At 53.5% G+C, this 20,801-nt stretch carries 20 protein-coding genes and 1 tRNA gene; 11 read left to right on the top strand and 10 right to left on the bottom strand.

Annotated elements, in window-relative coordinates; genetic code table 11:
• The first annotated feature begins 2 nt into the window (after positions 1-2).
• Positions 3-482 carry a DUF3299 domain-containing protein gene (locus ACYVG7_RS18900; protein ID WP_460884650.1) on the top strand — a complete coding sequence of 160 codons (480 nt, stop codon included), beginning with the start codon at positions 3-5 and terminating at the stop codon, positions 480-482.
• A gap of 19 nt (positions 483-501) precedes the next feature.
• Here the strand turns inward: ACYVG7_RS18900 and cobB are convergent, their stop codons facing one another.
• The 9 genes from cobB to thrS all read right to left on the bottom strand — a co-directional run bounded on the left by cobB (position 502) and on the right by thrS (position 11,260).
• Entirely contained in the window at positions 502-1,233 is a 732-nt protein-coding gene (gene cobB / locus ACYVG7_RS18895) for a Sir2 family NAD+-dependent deacetylase (RefSeq protein WP_460884649.1), read from the bottom strand.
• Between the two features lie 105 nt (positions 1,234-1,338).
• Entirely contained in the window at positions 1,339-1,656 is a 318-nt protein-coding gene (locus tag ACYVG7_RS18890) for an integration host factor subunit alpha (protein WP_460884648.1), read from the bottom strand.
• A 3-nt stretch (positions 1,657-1,659) separates the two neighbouring features.
• On the bottom strand, positions 1,660-4,047 hold the full coding sequence (pheT, locus tag ACYVG7_RS18885; RefSeq protein WP_460884647.1) for a phenylalanine--tRNA ligase subunit beta: 2,388 nt from the start codon (positions 4,045-4,047) through the stop codon (positions 1,660-1,662).
• A gap of 16 nt (positions 4,048-4,063) precedes the next feature.
• On the bottom strand, positions 4,064-5,047 hold the full coding sequence (gene pheS, locus ACYVG7_RS18880; RefSeq protein ID WP_460884646.1) for a phenylalanine--tRNA ligase subunit alpha: 984 nt from the start codon (positions 5,045-5,047) through the stop codon (positions 4,064-4,066).
• Between the two features lie 106 nt (positions 5,048-5,153).
• Positions 5,154-8,021, bottom strand: a complete 2,868-nt coding sequence (locus ACYVG7_RS18875) for an EAL domain-containing protein (protein ID WP_460884645.1) — start codon at positions 8,019-8,021, stop codon at positions 5,154-5,156.
• A 107-nt stretch (positions 8,022-8,128) separates the two neighbouring features.
• Positions 8,129-8,485, bottom strand: coding sequence for a 50S ribosomal protein L20 (gene rplT / locus ACYVG7_RS18870; RefSeq protein WP_460884644.1), 357 nt, complete (start codon positions 8,483-8,485; stop codon positions 8,129-8,131).
• 14 nt (positions 8,486-8,499) lie between these two features.
• Positions 8,500-8,694 (bottom strand): 50S ribosomal protein L35, encoded by a 195-nt coding sequence (gene rpmI, locus ACYVG7_RS18865; protein ID WP_460884643.1) that lies wholly within the window; start codon positions 8,692-8,694, stop codon positions 8,500-8,502.
• 94 nt (positions 8,695-8,788) lie between these two features.
• Positions 8,789-9,283: a translation initiation factor IF-3 gene (infC, locus tag ACYVG7_RS18860; RefSeq protein WP_460884642.1), complete on the bottom strand. Its 495-nt coding sequence runs from the start codon at positions 9,281-9,283 to the stop codon at positions 8,789-8,791.
• Between the two features lie 48 nt (positions 9,284-9,331).
• Complete coding sequence (gene thrS / locus ACYVG7_RS18855) at positions 9,332-11,260, bottom strand: threonine--tRNA ligase (RefSeq protein ID WP_460884641.1); 1,929 nt, start codon at positions 11,258-11,260, stop codon at positions 9,332-9,334.
• Positions 11,261-11,501: 241 nt separating this feature from the next.
• On the opposite strand from thrS, the gene ACYVG7_RS18850 reads away from it, so the two are divergent.
• From ACYVG7_RS18850 to ACYVG7_RS18805, 10 genes are all read left to right on the top strand, one after another.
• A complete protein-coding gene (locus ACYVG7_RS18850; RefSeq protein WP_460884640.1) occupies positions 11,502-12,380 on the top strand; it encodes a fructosamine kinase family protein in 879 nt (292 codons plus the stop codon).
• A gap of 108 nt (positions 12,381-12,488) precedes the next feature.
• Positions 12,489-12,692 (top strand): CPXCG motif-containing cysteine-rich protein, encoded by a 204-nt coding sequence (locus ACYVG7_RS18845; protein WP_460884639.1) that lies wholly within the window; start codon positions 12,489-12,491, stop codon positions 12,690-12,692.
• A 94-nt stretch (positions 12,693-12,786) separates the two neighbouring features.
• Positions 12,787-12,993: a YaeP family protein gene (locus ACYVG7_RS18840; RefSeq protein WP_460884638.1), complete on the top strand. Its 207-nt coding sequence runs from the start codon at positions 12,787-12,789 to the stop codon at positions 12,991-12,993.
• Positions 12,994-13,088: 95 nt separating this feature from the next.
• Positions 13,089-14,435 (top strand): MATE family efflux transporter, encoded by a 1,347-nt coding sequence (locus ACYVG7_RS18835; protein ID WP_460884637.1) that lies wholly within the window; start codon positions 13,089-13,091, stop codon positions 14,433-14,435.
• 369 nt (positions 14,436-14,804) lie between these two features.
• Complete coding sequence (locus ACYVG7_RS18830) at positions 14,805-16,208, top strand: putrescine aminotransferase (protein ID WP_460884636.1); 1,404 nt, start codon at positions 14,805-14,807, stop codon at positions 16,206-16,208.
• A 224-nt stretch (positions 16,209-16,432) separates the two neighbouring features.
• A tRNA-Val gene (locus ACYVG7_RS18825) sits at positions 16,433-16,509 on the top strand.
• A gap of 335 nt (positions 16,510-16,844) precedes the next feature.
• Entirely contained in the window at positions 16,845-17,141 is a 297-nt protein-coding gene (locus ACYVG7_RS18820; protein WP_460884635.1) for a DUF2325 domain-containing protein, read from the top strand.
• A gap of 332 nt (positions 17,142-17,473) precedes the next feature.
• Positions 17,474-18,175 (top strand): pirin family protein, encoded by a 702-nt coding sequence (locus tag ACYVG7_RS18815; RefSeq protein ID WP_460884634.1) that lies wholly within the window; start codon positions 17,474-17,476, stop codon positions 18,173-18,175.
• Between the two features lie 30 nt (positions 18,176-18,205).
• Positions 18,206-18,628, top strand: a complete 423-nt coding sequence (locus tag ACYVG7_RS18810) for a DoxX family protein (RefSeq protein ID WP_460884633.1) — start codon at positions 18,206-18,208, stop codon at positions 18,626-18,628.
• A gap of 79 nt (positions 18,629-18,707) precedes the next feature.
• Positions 18,708-19,652 carry a LysR family transcriptional regulator gene (locus tag ACYVG7_RS18805; protein WP_460884632.1) on the top strand — a complete coding sequence of 315 codons (945 nt, stop codon included), beginning with the start codon at positions 18,708-18,710 and terminating at the stop codon, positions 19,650-19,652.
• Between the two features lie 144 nt (positions 19,653-19,796).
• Here ACYVG7_RS18805 and ACYVG7_RS18800 read toward each other — a convergent pair whose 3' ends face one another.
• Positions 19,797-20,201, bottom strand: a complete 405-nt coding sequence (locus ACYVG7_RS18800; RefSeq protein WP_460884631.1) for an H-NS family histone-like protein — start codon at positions 20,199-20,201, stop codon at positions 19,797-19,799.
• Positions 20,202-20,801 lie beyond the last annotated feature (600 nt).

Here is a 20,801-nt window from a genome sequence, read left to right as displayed (position 1 = left end):
ACATGAAGCGACTCTTGCTGCTCCTGGCAATATTGTTGTCCCTGCCGACATCGGCGCTTGCCATCGAGTATCAGACGTTGAAGTGGCCGGATTTGCTGCCGACATCCGGACAGTCAAACGAATCGAAACGTCCAGAAGCGGCGGTTAACCATAATGGCAAGGCCATCCTGCAGGAAGAAGGGAGTGTCAGGACCGATCTGGATCAGCGGCAAGTGCGCGTCCCTGGCTATGTAGTCCCGGTCGATGGGAACGAGGAAACCGTCAGCAGCTTTTTACTGGTGCCATTCTTCGGTGCTTGCATCCATGTCCCACCGCCACCCAGTAACCAGATCATCTACGTGACACTGAGCGAACCCGTGGCGGTGGATGAACTCTGGGATGCAGTTTGGGTCTATGGCACCTTACACACCACCAGAACCAGTCATGAGCTGGCAAATTCCGGCTATCAGATGCAAGGCATTCGCGTCGAAAGCTACGAGTAAGGCGCCAGATCGACATCCATTAGGTGTGACGGCCAAAAACACTCTGCCATTGGGCTGGATCGGCCAGTAACTGATCCACCCACAGTGGTAGAGTTTCCCCGGCGGGACCGTAGATTGCTTGCTCAAAATGGCTGCGTTGCTGCGAAGCCTCCAGATTGAACTCCAACGTTCGGGCTCCACCATGCCGAGCCTCGGCCACAAAACCGGCTGCCGGATAGACATGGCCCGAGGTACCAATTGCCACAAACAAGTCCGCTTGCGTTAGCGCCTCATAGATAGCCTGCATCTGCAATGGCTCTTCACCAAACCAGACGATGTGGGGTCGTAGCACAGCCTTTGGTTGGCAACAGGAGCAACGATCGACAGCAGTCACATCATCGGACCAAACGCGGACCTCGCCGGTAAGAACACAGCGCACCTTGAGTAGCTCGCCATGCATGTGGATCACTTCAGGACTCCCGGCTCGCTCGTGCAAATCATCAATATTTTGGGTAATCAGAGTAACCGTATCCGGCCAATGCTGTTGCAGACGGGCGATGGCATAGTGGGCTGGATTGGGTCGCACGGACTTCAGTAAGGCACGGCGCTGATTATAAAAGTGCTGAACCAAATCGGGATCCCGCAAAAATCCTTCCGGGGTCGCAACATCCTCGATGCGATGTTGTTCCCACAGTCCATCACTGGCGCGAAACGTCGGGATACCCGATTCGGCGGACACACCCGCTCCCGTCAGCACTACAATTCGCGGCATCACCACAGTGCAACTCCTTCTCTAGGCCAGCCAACCCACCGGCGTCAGTCAACATGCAAAAACAAACAAGCCAGGCTTTGGGCCTGGCTTGTTATTCTCAGCGCGTTATTCGTCGTCGCTGGCATCTGTTTCATTGGGTGTGGCGTGTTCGACACGAGCCTTGAGTTTTTGCCCTGGCCGGAAGGTAACCACCCGCCGAGCACTGATGGGGATATCCTCCCCAGTCTTCGGGTTCCGACCCGGGCGTTCACTCTTGGTACGCAGCTCGAAGTTACCAAAGCCAGAGATTTTCACCTGCTCGCCTGCTTCGAGCGATTGGCGGATCTCCTCGAAAAACGCCTCAACCATATCCTTGGCGTCGCGTTTGCTTAAGCCCAGCTGGGTGAAGAGATGTTCCGCTATATCGGCTTTGGTCAGCGCCATAGATCAATCCCTCAAGGATGCATTGAACTCAGTGCGGAGACCTTCGACCACATTGGCTATGGTGTCGGCGATCTCCTTGTCCTCCAAGGTTCGCTGGGTATCCTGCAACACGAGGCTGATCGCCAGACTCTTCTTGCCCTCAGGGACACCCGGCCCTTGGTATATGTCAAACAAGTTTATTCCAACTATCTGATTTCCGCCAATTTTTTTCGCGGTATGCAGAATATCGGCTGCTGTGACGGCGCTGTCAACCACTAAGGCCAAATCTCGGCGATTTGCCGGGAAACGGGAGATCTCGCCGGCCACCGGAATGCGAACTTTGAGTAAGGCATTCAGCTCCAGTTCGAACAACACCACCTTGCTTTTGAGACCCAACTTCTTTTCCAGACTCGGATGAATGACACCAATCCAGCCGATAGGATGACCATCGCGCAAAACCTGAGCTGACTGTCCCGGGTGCAACGCCGTATGTTCGGCCCGCACAAAGCTGAAACGGTGCGCTTCACCGGTCAACTCCAGTAACGCCTCCACATCGCCCTTCAGATCGAAGAAATCGGTGGCCCGGGATGGGATACTCCAGTGCTCATCCGCCAAATTACCGCTGATGATACCGGCCAGCAGAGGCTCTTGGCGAATTCCGTTTTCGGCTTGTTCATCTTTGAGGAAGCGCAGGCCACTTTCAAACAGGCGTACCCGACCCTGCTGACGGTTCTGGTTGTAAACCACGGCATTGATGAGACCGGGCCATAGGGAAACCCGCATCGCCGACATATCCGCTGAAATCGGGAATGGCAGGATGATCGGCTCCTGATGGGGGAACAGTAAACTCATCGCCTTCGGCTCGACAAAGCTATAGGTGATGGCTTCCTGGAAGCCACGATCGACCAGCAGGTGACGTGCCCGCTTGAGCGGCAAATCGGCTTCCAATTGCTCATTCATCACCAGATGGGCCATCGGTGGCAAATTGGGAATGTTGTTGTAGCCGTAGATGCGAGCCACTTCCTCAATCAAATCCTCTTCGATCGCCAGATCGAAACGCCAACTCGGTGATGTCGCCTGCCAACCTTCTGCCGTCAGGGTCACTTGCAAGCCCAGACGATTCAGGATGTCAGTTACCACGGCGTCATCAAATGCGATACCGACAACCCGGTTCAGCTTCTCGCGACGCAAGGTAATAAGCTCAGGCTTCGGCAGGTGCGCATCAGAGACTACTTCAATCACAGGGCCCGCTTCGCCACCGCAGATATCCAGCAGCAGACGACAGGCGCGGTCCATGGCTTGTTGTTGCAACTGGCTATCGACGCCACGTTCAAAGCGATGGGATGAATCAGTCGACAGACCATAGCTACGCGCCCGCCCCTTGATCGACAATGGACTGAAGAAGGCACATTCCAACAAAATGTCCTGAGTCTCGGCAGAGACACCGGAATGCAGGCCACCAAAGATACCGGCAATCGCCAACGGCCCGGTGCCATCCGCAATCACCAAGGTATCAGCATTGAGGGAGACTTCATTCTCATCCAACAGGGTCAGCGTCTCGCCGGCAACCGCCATCCGTACCTGCAAGCCGCTCTCCAGCTTGGCCAGATCGAAGGCGTGCATGGGTTGCCCCAGCTCCAGCAACACATAGTTGGTGACATCGACAATCGGGTCGATGGAGCGCATGCCACAGCGACGCAGTTTTTCCTGCATCAACAACGGGGTCTCGGCCTTGACGTTCAAGCCCTTGATCACCCGCCCCAGATAGCGGGGGCAAGCCTCTGCCGCCGTGACAGTGATCGGGAAACTGGCATCGATTGTTGCCGATGCTGGTGCCCATTCGGGAGACCGGACATCACAACGATTCAGCACACCGATCTCACGGGCCAAACCGGCAATGCTCAGACAATCGGCACGATTGGGGGTCAGATCGACTTCGATCATGGCGTCATCCAACTGCAGATAGCTACGCAGATCGGTACCTACTGGAGCGTCCAGCGGCAATTCGATGATGCCATCGGCTTCGACCGGGATCCCTAGCTCGCTGTAGGAGCACAGCATGCCGTGGGATGGTTGACCGCGCAGTTTTGCCTTTTTGATCTCGAAATTGCCCGGCAACACAGCGCCGACCTTGGCCACGGCTACGCGCAGACCTTGACGGCAGTTTGGCGCGCCGCAGACGATATCAAGCAATTCGGCTTCGCCGACGTTGACCTTGGTGACACGCAGTTTATCGGCATCTGGATGTTGCTCACAGGCAACAACTTCACCCACCACCACATTGCTGAATTCACCGGCAACGGCATCGACGCTGTCCACTTCCAGACCGGCCATGGTGATCTGATCGGCCAGCTCATTGGTGCCGAGAGAGGCCTGGATCCACTCATCTACCCAGGATTTACTGAATTTCATCTATTAGCCCCTGTTCTTACTTGAACTGCTTGAGGAAGCGCAGGTCATTCTCGAAGAATGAACGCAGATCGTTGACACCGTAGCGCAGCATGGTCAGTCGCTCGACCCCCATACCGAAGGCAAAGCCGGAGTATTTTTCCGGATCGATACCGACGGCGCGCAATACGCTTGGGTGCACCATGCCGCAACCCAGAACTTCCAACCAACGGCCGTTCTTGCCCATCACATCGACTTCGGCGCTAGGTTCGGTGAACGGGAAGTAAGAAGGACGGAAGCGGATCGTCAAATCTTCTTCAAAGAAGTTCTGCAGGAAGTCATGCAGGATACCTTTGAGTTCGGTAAAACTGGCCTTTTCATCCACCAACAAACCTTCGACTTGGTGGAACATGGGGGTGTGGGTCATGTCGTAGTCATTACGATACACCCGACCCGGCGCTATGATGCGAATGGGCGGCTGTTGCTGCTCCATGGTGCGGATCTGCACCCCGGAGGTGTGGGTTCGCAGCATCAGGCTAGGGTTGAAGAAGAAAGTGTCGTGATCGGTACGCGCTGGGTGATGCGCCGGAATATTCAGGGCATCGAAGTTATGGAAGTCATCTTCAATTTCCGGCCCGGTCGCCACGGCAAACCCCAGCTCGCCGAATAGACGTTCGATGCGCTCTATGGTCCGAGTCACCGGATGCAGGCCACCATTTTCCAGACGACGCCCCGGCAGAGTCACATCAATAGTCTCAGCCGCCAGCTTCTGGTTCAATTCGGCGCTCTGGAACGCTTCGCGCTTGGCATTCAGTGCACTTTGTACCTGTTCTTTAGCTTGGTTGATCAGTGCACCGGCTGCCGGACGCTCGGCCGCCGATAGGCCGCCCAGGGTCTTCATCTGTTCGGTGAAAAAACCTTTTTTACCCAGATACTGCACGCGCAGCTCATCCAGAGCGGCTGCATCCTTGACACTCTCTATCTCTGCCTGTGCCTTGGCAATCACTTCATCTAGCTGTTGCATGTCTTCCTCGTTTCCCACACCCCGAGGTGGGGCGGCAAATAGAATAGGGAGAAAAACGCATGGTAGTCAAAACGACCGTCACTGACCAGCATTCTCCCTTTACGGTTTATTCTTCAATAGGTTCCGAGAGCAGGCTCGGTTCGTGGATCGCGTATCCCTGCAGATAATCGACCCCCATGGCCACCAGTTTTTCACGGATGGCGGCATTTTCGACAAACTCGGCAACCGTCTTGACGCCTACGGCGCGGGCCAGCTCGGCCATCGAATTCACAATGGCTCTGTCGGTTTCACTGGTGTCCAGATGGCGCACAAACTGGCCATCGATCTTCAGCAGGTCAATCGGCAGCTCTTTGAGATGGCCATAGGAGGAGAAGCCGCTGCCGAAGTCATCCAGCGCAAATGCACACCCTAGGCTCTTGAAGGTTTCGATAAACGCCTTGGTCGCATCGATATTGGCGATCGCCTGAGATTCAGTGATTTCGAAACACAAACGTTCATAGGGGAAATCAGCGGCCTCGAGCAAACGCCGTATCTTGCGATGCATCTTGGGCGTACCTACCGATTCCCCGGACAGATTCACCGAGACCATCGACAAGCGGGCTAGCTCATCAGGATTGGCGGCATACCATTTCAGCAGGTTGTCCAGCACCCAGAGATCAATCTGCGGCATCAGTCCAAATCGCTCTGCGGCACCGATAAATTGAGCCGGCCGGATCAGCTCGCCGTTTTCCGCGCGCAAGCGCAGCAGAATTTCATACTTCAAACCCGGTGCCGAGCCCTGACTCGGGACTATCAGCTGGCGAGCCAGCTCGAAACGGCGCTCTTCCAGAGCCTGATGAATGCGCGCCACCCAGGCGACCTCTTCCTGATACAAACGCATTTCCGGACTGAGATCTGAATAAACATGGATCCGGTTTCGTCCTTGCCGTTTGGCGGTGGAACAAGCCGCATCGGCCAGTGCCATCAGGGCGGAAGCGTCATTACAACCCGATTGGATGGGCACCACGCCGAGACTGGCGGTAACCGAATAGATCTTGCCATTCCAGACAAACTTCAGCTCCTGGATCGCCTTGCGCCAACGCTCGACGTACTGAATGACCTCATCGATATAGCTGTTTTCCATCACCACGGCGAATTCATCCCCACTCAGTCGCGTGAGCAGAAAATTATCCTTTTTCAGGTTGGAAATATGATTGGCAATCTGGCGTAAAAATTCATCGCCAGCCAAGTGCCCGCCCCCTTCATTGATCACCTTGAAGTGATCGATGTCGATAAAGCAGAGGTAATCGGTACCCGGCGTAATGTGCCGCCGTTTGAATAAGGACTCCAGCGCCTGAATGAGGTAACGGCGATTATGCAGCCCGGTGGCTTCATCATGGTTAGCCAGATATTCCAGACGGGCCTGGTATTGTTTGCTTTCTGTAATGTCGACCAGGATACCTTCCAATAGCATGGCCCGATTCTTGCCATTGCGGCGGGAGATGCGCAGCGAGAGACGGGCCCAGAAGGTTGTTCCGTCCTTGTGTCGCATCTCGACATCACTGCGCACCCCTTCCTTGGCCGAGCTGAACAGCTTGGCCAACAGATCATCCCGATCCTTGCCATTGACATACAACGCATGGGTGGTACGGCCGACCGTAGTGGCCATGGTCTGGATATCGTCATAACCAAACATGCGACAAAAAGCAGGATTTGCCGCCAACAACTGTCCTTCCAACGTCGAGGTAAAGAGCCCCTCATTGGCACTGTGGTACAGCTCGAAATAACGCTTCAACCCTTCCGAAGCTTGGCGTTTAGCCCGCATCCGCCCTTTCTTTTCCAGATAGGTCCGATAGGCCAGCGAGAAGCAGAGTAGAAATGCGGCCATGGCTGAAAATAACGACAGCAGATATTCACTGATCCATTCATCGCGGAGCCAGGTGTACCGGGTGGCAAACAGGCTCAGGCAACCGAGCATGAAACCAAACCAGGAGTAGCAATACAGGCGCTGCAGCCAGGTACCTCGCCTGAGGAAATAAATACAGAAACTAGCCGCCAACAGGGTCACCAGCAGATAACTGCCGAACGTGATATACACGCTCCAGACGAGCGGCAACAACCAGACCGCCAGTATCACGGCCGCTACCACCATCAGGATCAAACGACAGGTACGGCGCAGGCGAGGTGGCAACCAGATCCGGAACATATCCAGCGACGAGAGGATAAGCCCCATCAGCAACATGTTACCGGTGGTCAACAATAAGCGCAGCTCATCCAACCAATCAGGGATCACTTCATAGAGGGTGGCGTAGCCTTTGACGATCCAGGTGGTCGCCACCAGACTCAAAGCAAAGAGTGCGTAATAAATAAAGCGACGTTCGCGAATAAAGGCGTACATCAGCAGGGCATACAGCCCCACGAGAATGAAGGCGCCACTCACCAATCCCATCTGTAACTTGCCTACCGCTTGCTGGTTGGCATAAAAGCGAATGTCTTGCAGAGTCACCGGAAACTGCATGAAGGAATCGGATTGGGCATGCATATAAATGGCATACCCTTCACCCACATCCAGTGTCAGGGGCAGCGTGAAGGCTTTGGAAGGATAGGGTTTTGCGGTGACACCGCGATCAACGCCGGTATTCCAAACCCGCTGCAGCCGTCCATTCTTTACTAAATAGATATCGAGGATATCCAGCATGGAATGCTGAATATCCATCATCAAATATTGCAACTCGCCGGAGCGGTTATGGACCGCGACTCGGAACCAATAGGAGCGGTTATCCAGACCAAATGCCGGATAATCTGCCGCCGTCACTTGCCAACCTTGCAGTTGTGCAACTTCCCAGGGCCAGCGCAGTTGAGGAGCCGCCTGCAGATATTCCAACTGCTGACTGATATCACTGTTGGTATGGCGATCCTTGATCTCGATGACATGGATAGCCCAGGCCTGACCTATCGAAAGCAGGAAAAAAACGAATGCGGTAATGACTCTCACGGTAACCAGAATGCGTTGATGAATAACGGATGTTGTTAAATATCAGAGCTCAGCGCGATACACAATAAAAAAGGGAGGCTAATGCCTCCCCGTTTTAGCGTTTCCGCTTAGGCCAGCGCTGCCTTGGCTTTTTCAACCAGTGCAGTGAAAGTACCCTTATCGTGAACAGCGATATCCGCCAGGATCTTGCGATCGATCTCGATAGAGGCCTTCTTCAGACCGTTGATGAAGCGGCTATAAGACAGACCGTTCTGACGTGAAGCGGCGTTAATACGCGCGATCCACAGCTGACGGAACTGACGCTTCTTCTGACGACGGTCACGATAAGCATATTGGCCAGCCTTGGTTACCGCTTGTACCGCTACGCGGTAGACACGGGAACGGGCACCGTAGTAGCCCTTGGCTGCTTTCATTACTTTCTTGTGACGAGCACGAGCAGTCACACCACGTTTAACTCTTGGCATTTGTCAATCCTTCCTTACGCGTATGGCAGCATGTTAACAACACGCAAGGTATCACTCTTGTGAACCATGCTCATTGCACGCAAGTGACGCTTACGCTTGGTGCTCTTTTTGGTCAGGATGTGACGCTTGTTGGCTTGCTTACGCTTAAAACCGTTGGCGGTTTTCTTAAAGCGCTTCCAAGCTCCCTTATTGTTTTTCAACTTTGGCATAAAAACTCCGCATTGTGTTTGCCAATTGTATAATCAGGCGAATAAAAACCCGCGGACATAAAGCCCGCTGGGTTCTATTACTTGATGAGCCTAATTACTTCTTTTTCGGCGCCAGCATCATGACGGCTTGGCGACCTTCCACGCGAGGGAAGGACTCCACAACGGCCAACTCTTCCAGATCGCTTTTTACACGTTCCAAAACGTTCATACCGAGGTCTTGATGCGCCATTTCACGACCGCGGAAGCGGAGCGTGACTTTGGCCTTGTCGCCATCTTCCAGAAAACGAATCAGGTTGCGCAGTTTTACCTGATAGTCGCCTTCATCAGTTCCAGGACGGAATTTAATTTCCTTAATCTGGACCTGTTTTTGCTTCTTCTTCTGTTCTTTCTGAGACTTACTCTTCTCATACAGGAACTTACCGAAGTCCATAATCCGGCACACTGGTGGCTCAGCATTTGGACTGATCTCTACCAGATCCACGCCCGCTTTTATGGCACGATCCAAAGCCTCTTCGATTGGCACAACACCGATGGGTTCACCATCTAGGTCAACGAGACGTACTTCTTTGCAACGGATCTCACCATTCATGCGGGTGCGGGGCGGTTGCTTGCCCGTTTTTTTAGCGCCGTTTATAGCTTATTCCTCCACTGTCTTTTGACCGCGAGACGCAATCTCTTGTTGCAAGGCGGCGATCAACGCATCTACCTTGAACTTTCCTAGATCGGTCCCTTTACGAGTACGCACTGCTATTTCGCCTGCTTCGACTTCTTTGTCGCCACAGACAAGCATAAATGGTACCCGCTTCAAGGTGTGCTCGCGGATTTTAAAGCCAATCTTCTCATTTCTCAAGTCCGCTTTCGCTCGGATACCGGCTTGAGAGAGAAGTTTGACCACCTGTTTGGCATAATCAGCCTGATTATCGGTGATATTCATCACCACAGCCTGTACTGGAGAAAGCCATGTCGGGAAGAAACCTGCAAACTCCTCGGTCAAAATACCGATGAAGCGTTCCAGCGAGCCCAGAATGGCGCGGTGGATCATAACAGGAACATGGCGGTCATTGTCTTCGCCCACATAAGTGGCGCCCAGACGGCCCGGTAAGGCAAAGTCGAGCTGGATGGTACCACATTGCCATGCGCGGTCGAGACAATCATGCAAGGTAAATTCAATTTTCGGACCGTAGAAGGCGCCTTCACCCGGTTGTAACTGATATTCCAGGCCATTGGCCTGCAATGCAGCTTCCAAACCATGCTCCGCTTTATCCCACATCTCATCACTACCAATCCGTTTTTCAGGACGAGTCGAGAGCTTGACGGCGATATTCTGGAAGCCGAAGGTGCTGTAAGTGTCATAGACCATCTTGATACAGCCACTCACTTCCGACTGGATTTGGTCCTCGGCACAGAAAATATGGGCATCATCCTGGGTAAAGCCGCGAACCCGCATCAAGCCATGTAGCGAGCCGGAAGGCTCATTGCGGTGGCAGCTACCAAATTCGGCCATCCGCAGGGGCAGATCACGGTAGGACTTGAGTCCTTGATTGAAGATCTGGACATGCCCTGGACAGTTCATCGGCTTGATGGCGTACTCGCGATTTTCCGAGCTGGTGGTAAACATCGCATCCGCGTATTTATCCCAGTGTCCGGAACGCTCCCACAGTACCCGATCCATCATGAACGGACCTTTCACTTCCTGATAGTCGTATTCAGTCAGCTTTTCACGAATGAAGGTTTCTAATTCGCGGAAGATGGTCCAGCCATCATGGTGCCAGAACACCATGCCAGGAGCCTCCTCCTGCATATGATAGAGGTCCAGTTGCTTGCCAATTTTGCGGTGATCACGTTTGGCTGCTTCTTCCAGACGTTGCAGATAGGCACCCAGTTGCTTTTTATCCGCCCAAGCAGTGCCGTAAATACGCTGCAACATCTTGTTCTTCGAATCCCCGCGCCAATAAGCACCGGAGATTTTTTGCAATTTGAAGTGGTGGCAAAAGCGCATATTGGGAACATGCGGACCACGGCACATATCGATATATTCTTCGTGATGATAGAGGCCTGGCTTGTCATCCTTGGCAATATTCTCATCCAGAATGGCAACCTTGTAACTCTCCCCACGGCTTGCGAAAACGTCACGAGCTTCCTGCCAACTCACCGTTTTCTTGATCACGGCGTAATCTTTTTGTGCCAGCTCCAGCATACGAGCTTCCAGCACCTGCAGATCTTCTTCGGTCAATGCCCGATCCAAGTCCACATCGTAATAGAAGCCGTTGTCGATCACCGGACCGATCGCCATCCGCGTTTCCGGCCACAGCTGTTTGATGGCATGACCTAAGAGATGCGCGCAGGAGTGACGAAGAATCTCGAGACCCTCTTCGTCCTTGGTGGTGATGATTGACAGCGCGGCGTCTTGTTCAATCAATTCACAGGCATCGACCAGTTCACCGTTGATACGACCGGCAATACAGGCTTTGGCCAGACCAGGACCGATAGAGGCCGCGACATCCATGACGGTGACCGCTTGATCAAAGTGACGTTGGCTACCATCAGGGAGAGTAATAACAGGCATGATTCATTCCTTGTACAGTGGTGACACCTACCAAGTGCCACTTGTTAGTGCATTGAATTCTTTATCAAGAGAATTTACCGACAATGTCCGCTACTTTCGGACATATGAAGCGCGAGTCTAATGAAAACCTGAATCTCAGGCAATCAGTTCAGCACCAGAATAGCGCGATCAATTACCATCCAAATCCAGCACTCAGAGTCTTGCCATCTATACTTGGGATATCCGTGTTGGATACTGGGGTATGACTATGTGGCATGGGATAGCAGCGCAACTCTCTGCGGCACTCGGACATCGCTACAACATCCTCGAGCACGAGGCCTTGAGTATTACTCCGGAGGAGCGCCACTTCCGCATCAGTGATGGCCAACAACCGCTATTCATTAAACTGGCGCCTCGCAACCAGCTAGAGCGGATGACGGTGGGGCTACGCAATCTGTCAGCCCTGAAGTTGTATGACAAGGTCTATTTCCCCTCGCCAGTTTGTTGCGGTATCGCTGGCGACCAGAGCTTTATGGCTCAGGAATATCTTGTTTTGCAGGCAACAGATGCCTCACCGCATTGGTTTTCTCTCGGGGCGGCCCTGGCGCGATTGCATCGTAGTGACGAACAGGCCATGTACGGCTGGGAGGAAGATACCTACTTGAGCACCACGCTGCAGCCCAATCGCTGGCACAAACAATGGTCGTCGTTTTTCGCCGAACAACGGATTGGCTGGCAGTTGCAACTGTTACGAGAGCAGAACAAGCTGGATCCGGAAATTGATATCGAAGGCGTCATCGACACGGTTCGCCGCCTGCTGATCCATCACACGCCGAAGCCCAGTCCGCTACACGGTGATTTATGGCGTGGCAACTGTGGCTTTACCCAACAACACGGGGTGCTGTTTTCACCCGCTTGCTATTTTGGCGATCGAGAAACAGATATAGCTCTGACGGAGCTGTTTACCCGATTCCCGGACGGATTCTATGGCGGTTACCAGAGTATCTGGCCACTGGATCCGGGCTATGAGCAGCGCCGCCCACTCTACAATCTGTACCATCAGTTAAACCAGTTTCTGGTCTCAGGAGAAGGCTATCGACGCAGCGCAGAAACAGCACTGATGCAGTTGCTGGCAACCTGATGTGGAGGATCAAGATGGAAATGCAATCAGCATCTCATCTTGGCATCGGGTAATCGATCACGATGACAAGGAGCGTTTCGTTGTTCCGGCCAAGAGCCTGGAGGTTATATGCGCGATTACACCACTAAAACTATCGTCTGCCCCCATTGCGGACACCATACCACGGTCGAACTTGATGCCAGTCAAGGCGATCAGGAATTCTACGAGGATTGCCTGGCTTGCTGTAACCCCATCCATCTGCGCTTGCACCGCGATGAACAGCACGACCGGTTGCAGTTATATGTGGATGCCGATGACGAGCAGATATTCTAACGCGCCATCGCATTCGGACTGACTCAAGCGATGACGTGGCTGCACCGCAGGCAAATGGGGTATGATGACGCCCCATTTTTCGTTGAGGTGTACCATGAAATATTTGGCCTGTTGTGACAAGGTGCGTGAAGCTTATAGCCAAATCGGGGGTGGCGATCTCGGATATATTGATAAAGCGATCACCGCAGCCATCCGCGCACTAGACGAGATTGCGGCGGATGACTCATTGCCCGAGCAGACTCGTAACAAGGCAGCTTATGCCGCTGCCAATTTATTGATGAGCGACTATAACGACGATTAAAGGCTACAAATCCGTATTCTTGCTCCTGTTTCTTAGCTTCGTTCGCGTCATAGGGTTATCCAGATGACGCTTTTTTGTGTTCCGAGAGGTTTTTTGTGCAACGTTTTTTCAGTGAGAGTCGTCACCTGCTGCGACTCGCCTCTCCCATTCTGGTCGCGCAAGTCGCACAAACGGCCATGACGCTGGTGGATACCATCATGGCCGGTCAAGTCAGTGCAACCGATTTGGCCGCCGTTTCTGTCGCCAGTAGCTTCTGGCTGCCGATCATCCTGTTTGTGCAGGGCATCATCATGGCGCTGACGCCGATCGTGGCCCAGCTCAATGGTGCGCAGCGGCAAAAGGATATTCCCGGCGCCGTGTTTCAGGGCTGTTGGGTTGGCGCTCTGGCCATTATTCCAACCATGCTGCTGCTCTATTTCAGTCCGTTGCTATTGCATTTCATGGATGTAGAGCCTGCACTCGCCGCCAAAACCACCGGCTTCCTGCATGCCATCTTGTGGGGTATCCCCGCCTACGTGTTCTATCAGTTACTGCGTAATTACACAGAAGGTTTATCCCATACTCTGCCCACCATGTTTATCGGCTTCATCGGTTTAATGATCAATATCCCGGCGAATTACATCTTTATTCATGGCAAGTTCGGGATGCCGGCTCTGGGCGGTGTAGGCTGCGGCGTGGCATCCGCTCTCGTCTTCTGGGCCATGGCGATCGCCATGTTCTGTTATGTACGTTATGCCCACATCTACCGTCAGTGCCGGTTGTTTACACACTGGGTCCAGCCTGATTGGCAACAAATCTATCGGATCGTCAAACTCGGTTTCCCGATTGCTTTGGCCCTATTCTGTGAAGTGACCCTGTTCACCATAGTTGCACTGCTATTGTCACCTCTGGGCTCAGAGATTGTCGCCAGCCATCAGGTAGCATTGAATTTCTCCTCCCTGATCTTCATGCTGCCGCTCTCCCTCGGTTTTGCGGTGACCATCCGCGTCGGTCACTCCATTGGCGAGAAAGATCCTAATCAGGCACGCATTGCCACCCTGACCGGTTTAGGTGTCGGCCTCATGCTGGCCTTATTTACCGCCCTGTTCACCGTCCTGGGTCGGGAGTGGATTGCCAGCCAATATAGTCAGGATCTTGCGGTGATTGCCTTGGCTTCACAGCTCATGATCTTTGCCGCCATCTATCAAATCTCGGATACCATCCAGGTGGTCTCCTCCGGCGCACTGCGTGGTTATAAGGATACCAAGGTGATTTTCTTCATCACTATGGTGGCCTATTGGGGTTTAGGCCTCCCCACCGGGGTGATTTTGGGCTTAACCGACTGGATTTGCCCCAAAATGGGGCCAATGGGGTTCTGGATCGGCTTCATCGTGGGCCTAACTAGTGCAGCCCTGCTTTTAGGGATTCGATTGAGGGTTATTTTCCGTCGTTTTGCCATCTAAAACTGCATACCCACATCTTAAAAAAGGGAATAAATGGTTTTATTCCCTTTTTGCTTTGCATATTCATCCAACCACAGTCAGATGATGCATATCCCATATTTAATGCCAGATAAGTGTCAAATTCACAGAATAAATAATATGAAAGATGTCATTTATCTATTGAAAGAATCGGTAGTCGCAAAATGCCCTAGGTGCAAGCCACAATGTGAACCTGGTCAAATTATCGCCTATCGGTAGTTGGGTTCTGCATAATCAGTCAAAGCACCCTTGTGGTGCATTTTTCTTTTAAATCAGCTACTTGCAACATTTTTGCCCACGTTCTACAGTAAACATAGGCAAATAATCGGGCCAAGCCCCGGGAAGGCATGTATGCATAAGGGAACAGCATCAACTTTGGCGTTATCACGTCAGGCGCTGGACATCATCAGCAAAAAACAACTCACTCATGAAGAAGCCAGCTGGCTTAACGACCAAACCATCTCGGGCTTCCGCAACCACATCAACCCGGGATTTCTCGAATACCGCAAGTCCGTTACCGCTGGTGGCCAGTTTGCCGCCATCGAATGGCGCGCCTCGGGTCCGAATACCCTGGTCGACACCGCAGGTCGCGAATATATCGATTGCTTAGGCGGCTTCGGCATTTTCAACGTAGGTCACCGTCATCCCAAAGTTGTGGCTGCCGTCGAACAGCAGCTGGCCAAACAACCTCTCCACAGTCAGGAACTCCTCGATCCACTACGCGCCCTGCTAGCCAAGATGCTGGCCGGTATTGCCCCAGGCGATCTGGAGTATTGTTTCTTCGGCAACAGTGGTACTGAATCGGTCGAAGCGGCGATCAAACTGGCCAAGGCCTACCAATCACCTCATGGCAAGACCGCATTCGTCGCCACCAATGGTGGATTCCATGGCAAGAGCCTGGGTGCCTTGTCTGCCACTTCCAAAGCGGTATTCCGCAAGCCTTTTGCCCCCTTGGTACCTGGCTTCCGGCATGTCCCTTTCGGAGATCTGGAGGCCATGCGCGATACCCTGTACGCCTGCCAGAATGCAGGGGATGGCGTTGCCGCTGTCATTGTGGAACCGATCCAAGGCGAAGGGGGTGTCATCATCCCACCGGCTGATTATCTGCCTGGATTGCGCAAACTCTGTGATGAAGTCGGTGCCCTACTGATTATTGATGAAGTGCAAACCGGCATGGGCCGTACCGGCAAGATGTTCGCCTGCGAGCACAGCGGTGTGGTGCCGGACATACTCTGTCTGGCCAAAGCCCTCGGTGGCGGCGTGATGCCGATTTCGGCAACCCTGGCCAGTGAAAAGGTCTTCTCGGTGCTGTTTGATAACCCCTTCTTACACACCACCACCTTTGGCGGTAATCCGATGGCCTGCGCGGCCGGGATTGCCACCATTAACGTGCTGCTAGAAGAGGCCCTGCCGGAACAAGCTGAGCGCGTCGGTAGCTACCTGTTACAAGGTTTGCAGGAGTTGGCCGAAGATTTCACCGATCTCATCGTCACAGTGCGTGGCCAAGGTATGCTGCAAGCCATCGAGTTTGCCCACAATCAGTTGGGCTACAGCTTCGCCAAGGCGATGTTTGATGCCGGTGTCCTGGTGGCAGGAACCCTGATCAATGCCAAGACCGTCCGTATCGAGCCGCCGTTAACCTTTACCGAGGCATTGGCCGACAAAGTCCTGATCATTGCCGAACAGGTTTTACTCCAGTTACGCGAAAAAAAAGCGGCCGCCCCGAGCAACGTCGGTGAAAAGGTCACCAGCTGACGATGGGCCTTCGCTCTGTCCATGCTCACCAAGCCCCGGTCTCGGGGCTTTTTCTTGCCGATTTGCGGCAAAATATTCACCCAGGTGTCAGCAAAACAGCAGCAATTGATTAGGAAAAAAGCAAACGCACTCACAGACTTGCAAAACTTGGCTCCGGTACTTGCCAGCATCCTCGTTCACCGTTAATATGCGGCCCACTCAAGCGGCATTGCCCTTGAATGTGTGCGTCCTTAGCTCAGCTGGTTAGAGCACCACCTTGACATGGTGGGGGTCGGTGGTTCGAGTCCACTAGGACGCACCAAATTCACAAAAATCCCGCTTCCGAGCGGGATTTTTGTTTTCTGCCTTCTGGAAAGCCGTGGCTGACATCCACTGGTAGCTAGTCTCGTGCCGGTTGCCCCCTGGGCGTGGTTGTCACCCAACGTCTCGTCGCATCCTAGCCTCTCATATCACCTTGGCGGCCAGCCATTGCGATTCAACCACGGTGCCTTGTTGATGACCGAGGGCCTAGCCACTAGGTTGGCCATCTAGACATCCCATAGTCGAATTTCAGATAACCATTACCGGATTAATTCGTTCTCAAGATAAAAAGCCGACGTAAGGTGAAGGGAGGTGTTCAAAACAAGGAGTAGCGTCATGAAAGCACTGATTGTCGGGGGAGATCGCATCGAGAGTATTGTCCGAACACTCCATGCCGCAGGCATAGAGCGCTTCGATCACTGGAGCGGCCGCAAGTCGGGGGAACAGCACCAGGAGGTGCCGCGCGATACCACGCTAGTGGTGATGCTGATCGATCAAGTCGGCCATACCTTCGCCGGTAAAGTGCGGCATATCGCCGATGCCCAAGGCTTACCCATTATCTACAGTCCACGCAGTCGCTCCCGCCTGACAAACCAGTTGTTGCAGGTCAAACAACGCATCGCCTTGTGCTGATGGCCGAGGGATCATGACGGCTGCAATCTCCCTGCTTCCGCTGTGTGCTCGGGATCTTCAAGGCTCCAGCCAGCTGAACATAGAGCCGAGTGAATGCCGCTCTCCTCGGTGCAGAAGGAGAGCGGCGCATACAGGCATTCGCTGAGTTTTTGGCAATGGCTCAGGACCCAGGCAGCCTCCGCCGTAGCGTAGGTACACCACTCTGATTGACCAAAATTTATGAATAGACCCTCCAATCATTCAAAAAAATTGAATTTCGTCGTCAAACCTCATTGATCTCGAACCTATGGTTCAGGGCTAAGATGAGCTCATCCATTACAGGGGGGCACAAGATGCTGCAACTTCGAAAATCTAGCGAGCGCGGATATGCCGATCATGGCTGGCTCAAGAGCTATCACTCCTTCTCTTTTGCTGGCTACTACGATCCCGCACACAGCGGCTGGGGCAATCTGCTGGTGATCAATGAAGATCAGATAGCACCCGGCACCGGCTTCGGTCAGCACGGCCATCGCAACATGGAAATCATCAGCTACGTATTGAGTGGTGAGCTCGCCCATCAAGACAGCATGGGCAATATCAAAGCGATCCCTCCGGGCGATGTGCAACGCATGAGCGCAGGCAGTGGTGTCACCCATAGCGAGTTTAACCATGCTGCCGGACAGACCACGCATTTTCTGCAGATCTGGATTGAACCGAACCAGATAGGCATCCCTCCGAGCTATGCGCAAAAGAGTATCCCGGCGGCGGACAAGCGCGGTGCATTGCGCCTGGTTGCCTCACCGGACGGTGCGCACGACTCGGTCGTGATCCATGCCGATGCGGCCCTCTACGCCGGACTCTTTGATGACGATGAACAAGCCACGCTGACTCTCAACCCGCAGCGCAAGGCGTACGTCCATCTGATCCGGGGAGCTCTGGAGGTGAATGGTGTACGTATTACCGCGGGTGATGCCATCAAACTCGAGGCTGAAACCCAAATTGTTTTAACCCATGGCGTTGACGCCGAAGTCCTGGTCTTTGATTTGACCGCCTGATTATTTAATTTACCCACTAAGGATATTCCCATGTTCAATGCTCAACTGAATGCTCTGCAACATCCCTTGACGCTGATCGGCCGCTGGTTACTGGCGCTGTTGTTCCTGCCGGCCGGCATCAGCAAATTGACGGGCTTTGCTGGCACCGTCGGTTACATTGCCTCAGCAGGTTTGCCATTCCCGACCCTGGGCGCACTAGTCGCAATTGCAGTGGAAATAGGCGCCGGCCTGGCGTTAATCGTCGGATTCCAGACACGGATTGCCGCCCTGATCCTGGCGTTGTTTACCCTGGTGGCGTCGTTCTTCTTTCACCCCTACTGGGCGGTGCCTGCCGATCAACAGTTCATCACCCAACTGCTGTTCTTCAAGAACATTGCCGTGGTCGGTGGCCTGTTGACACTAACTGCCTGGGGTGCTGGAGCATGGAGTCTGGATGCCCGTCGCAAGGGGTAAGCCGCTCGCGAGGTGGCAGCTTGTCGAGCTGCCACCTTTGCGTGCATGATGGATTCCCCCAAGATGCTGGATGCTCCTGATGCCAACCCCTCGTGATGTTCTTACCCCCGGCGCACTCACCATGCTGCAACTGATCGCCGACTGTGGCAGTTTTGCCGCCGCCGCACGAGCCAGCCACATGGTACCCAGTGCCCTCACCTATCGCGTTCGACAACTGGAGGATGCCCTGGATGTGTTGCTCTTCGACCGCAGCAGCCGACAGGCCAAACTCACCGCCGCCGGTGCTGAGTTGTTGCGCGAAGGCGCCCGGGTGCTCAACGAGATTGATGCCATTGCCAACCGGGTCAAACGAGTGGCAACCGGCTGGGAATCCCAGTTCACCATCGCCGTCGACAGTATTATTGACCGCTCGGCGGTGATGGAACTCTGTGATGCCTTTTTACATCTGAACCCACCGACCCGGCTGAAACTGCGCGCAGAAACGCTATCTGGAACTTTGGAAGCCCTGACCTCCGGACAAGCGGATCTGGCCCTTGGCGTCGTGATGGATGACAACACCAAACCCGGGCTGCTGCGCGAACCCTTGGGTACCATCAATTTTGTGTTTTCGGTCGCCCCGCACCATCCTCTGGCCCGGGTGCCCGAGCCATTGACCGACCCGGTGATCCGCCAGCATCGTGCGGTCGCCATTGCCGATTCGGTGCGCCAAGGCACGACACTGAGCATAGGCCTACTGGCCGGTCAGGATGTTTTCACCGTGGCCGACATGTCCAGCAAACTGGACGCCCAGATCCGCGGACTCGGGGTCGGCTTTTTGCCCAGCCATCTGGCACAACCCTATATCGATACCGGACGGCTGGTCACTAAAACCGTCGAGCGAGCCGAACAGCAGATCCTGTCCAGCTATGCCTGGCGCAAAGGCAGCAAGAGCGGACAAGGGCGGGCACTGCAATGGTGGCTGACCCAACTGCAAGCAGCGACGACACGCAGTGCCTTATTGGGAGAACGTCGCCGCCTACGCTAAATGGCCGCCTGGAGATCCTCGTCTGACATGGGGTTCATGGCTGAAATAAAGACGGGTAAACGGACGAGCTCGCCGTGGTGAGCACTGCAACAAAAAGGCCCTGAACCAGAGGTTCAGGGCCTTTTCTCTTTCGACGATCCGCGATTACTTGATCAGGAAGTCTTCCAGAGTTTTGCCTTGTTCTTCGATTGCACGGCGGATCACAACCGGCTGGCGGCCTTGGCCGGTCCAAGTGCGTTGTTCACCGTTGTCATCCTGGTAGCTGTATTTTGCCGGACGTGGGGCACGCTTGCTGGTGGCTTGAGCTTCAACAGGACCAGACACCAGTTCGGAGATGTCGATGCCGTCAGCTTGCATCAGCGCCATATATTCACTGATTTTACGAGCACGCTCTTCACGTTGCTTCTGCTCGCCTTCTTTTTGCGCACGCAATTCATCAACCACGGTCGTCAGTTTGGATAAACCTTCTTCCAGTTGTTCCAGAGTCAAATCACGAGCAGCCGCTTTCAAACTGCGAATATTCAACAACACTTTGATAAATTCAGACATAACAAAACCTTATTATTAAATGGTCACTTTCGGACTAAACTTTCGGACTAAAGAAGAATACCACAGCATACAGATGCTCATTCAAAGTTCATTCTAATTGCAAGTGCCGAGTTATTCTAGTCATGAGTTAATGATCTAACCTATTTTTACATCACAAATTGCCAAATCTTCTGAATCATCATGCAGCAAATAATATTAAAGAGCCATCCGAACCTTACGCTATCCCCTGATGAATTAACCACAGCACACTGCCGAACGTGACATGAAAGCGGATTGCCGCAATCGGCTTCAATATTGGTCACTATTTACGCCAACACATTGCTCCATGAGATGGTCTATTCCCATCGAAAAAAACAAGCCCCTCGCCGCCATAACAAAGTTAAGACGCCAAGAAAGACGAGACATAACAAGGACTATTACTTGACCCAGCAAAAAATTAATGAGCAAGCAGGAAATATTATTTTAAGCACTCAAGGCCCATGATGATTGGCCGATACAAACGCGCAGCAGTCCAGGGAGCAGGGCGGGATCGCACTTTGTTAATGAAATTTGAACAGGCAGATCGTCTGTGATCTAATCGCGTCTCCATGCAGGAGGCAC

The organism is Pseudaeromonas pectinilytica (genome assembly GCF_054780855.1).
Note: the sequence above shows the minus strand (reverse complement) of the source record. Positions and strands in the feature narration are given on the sequence as shown.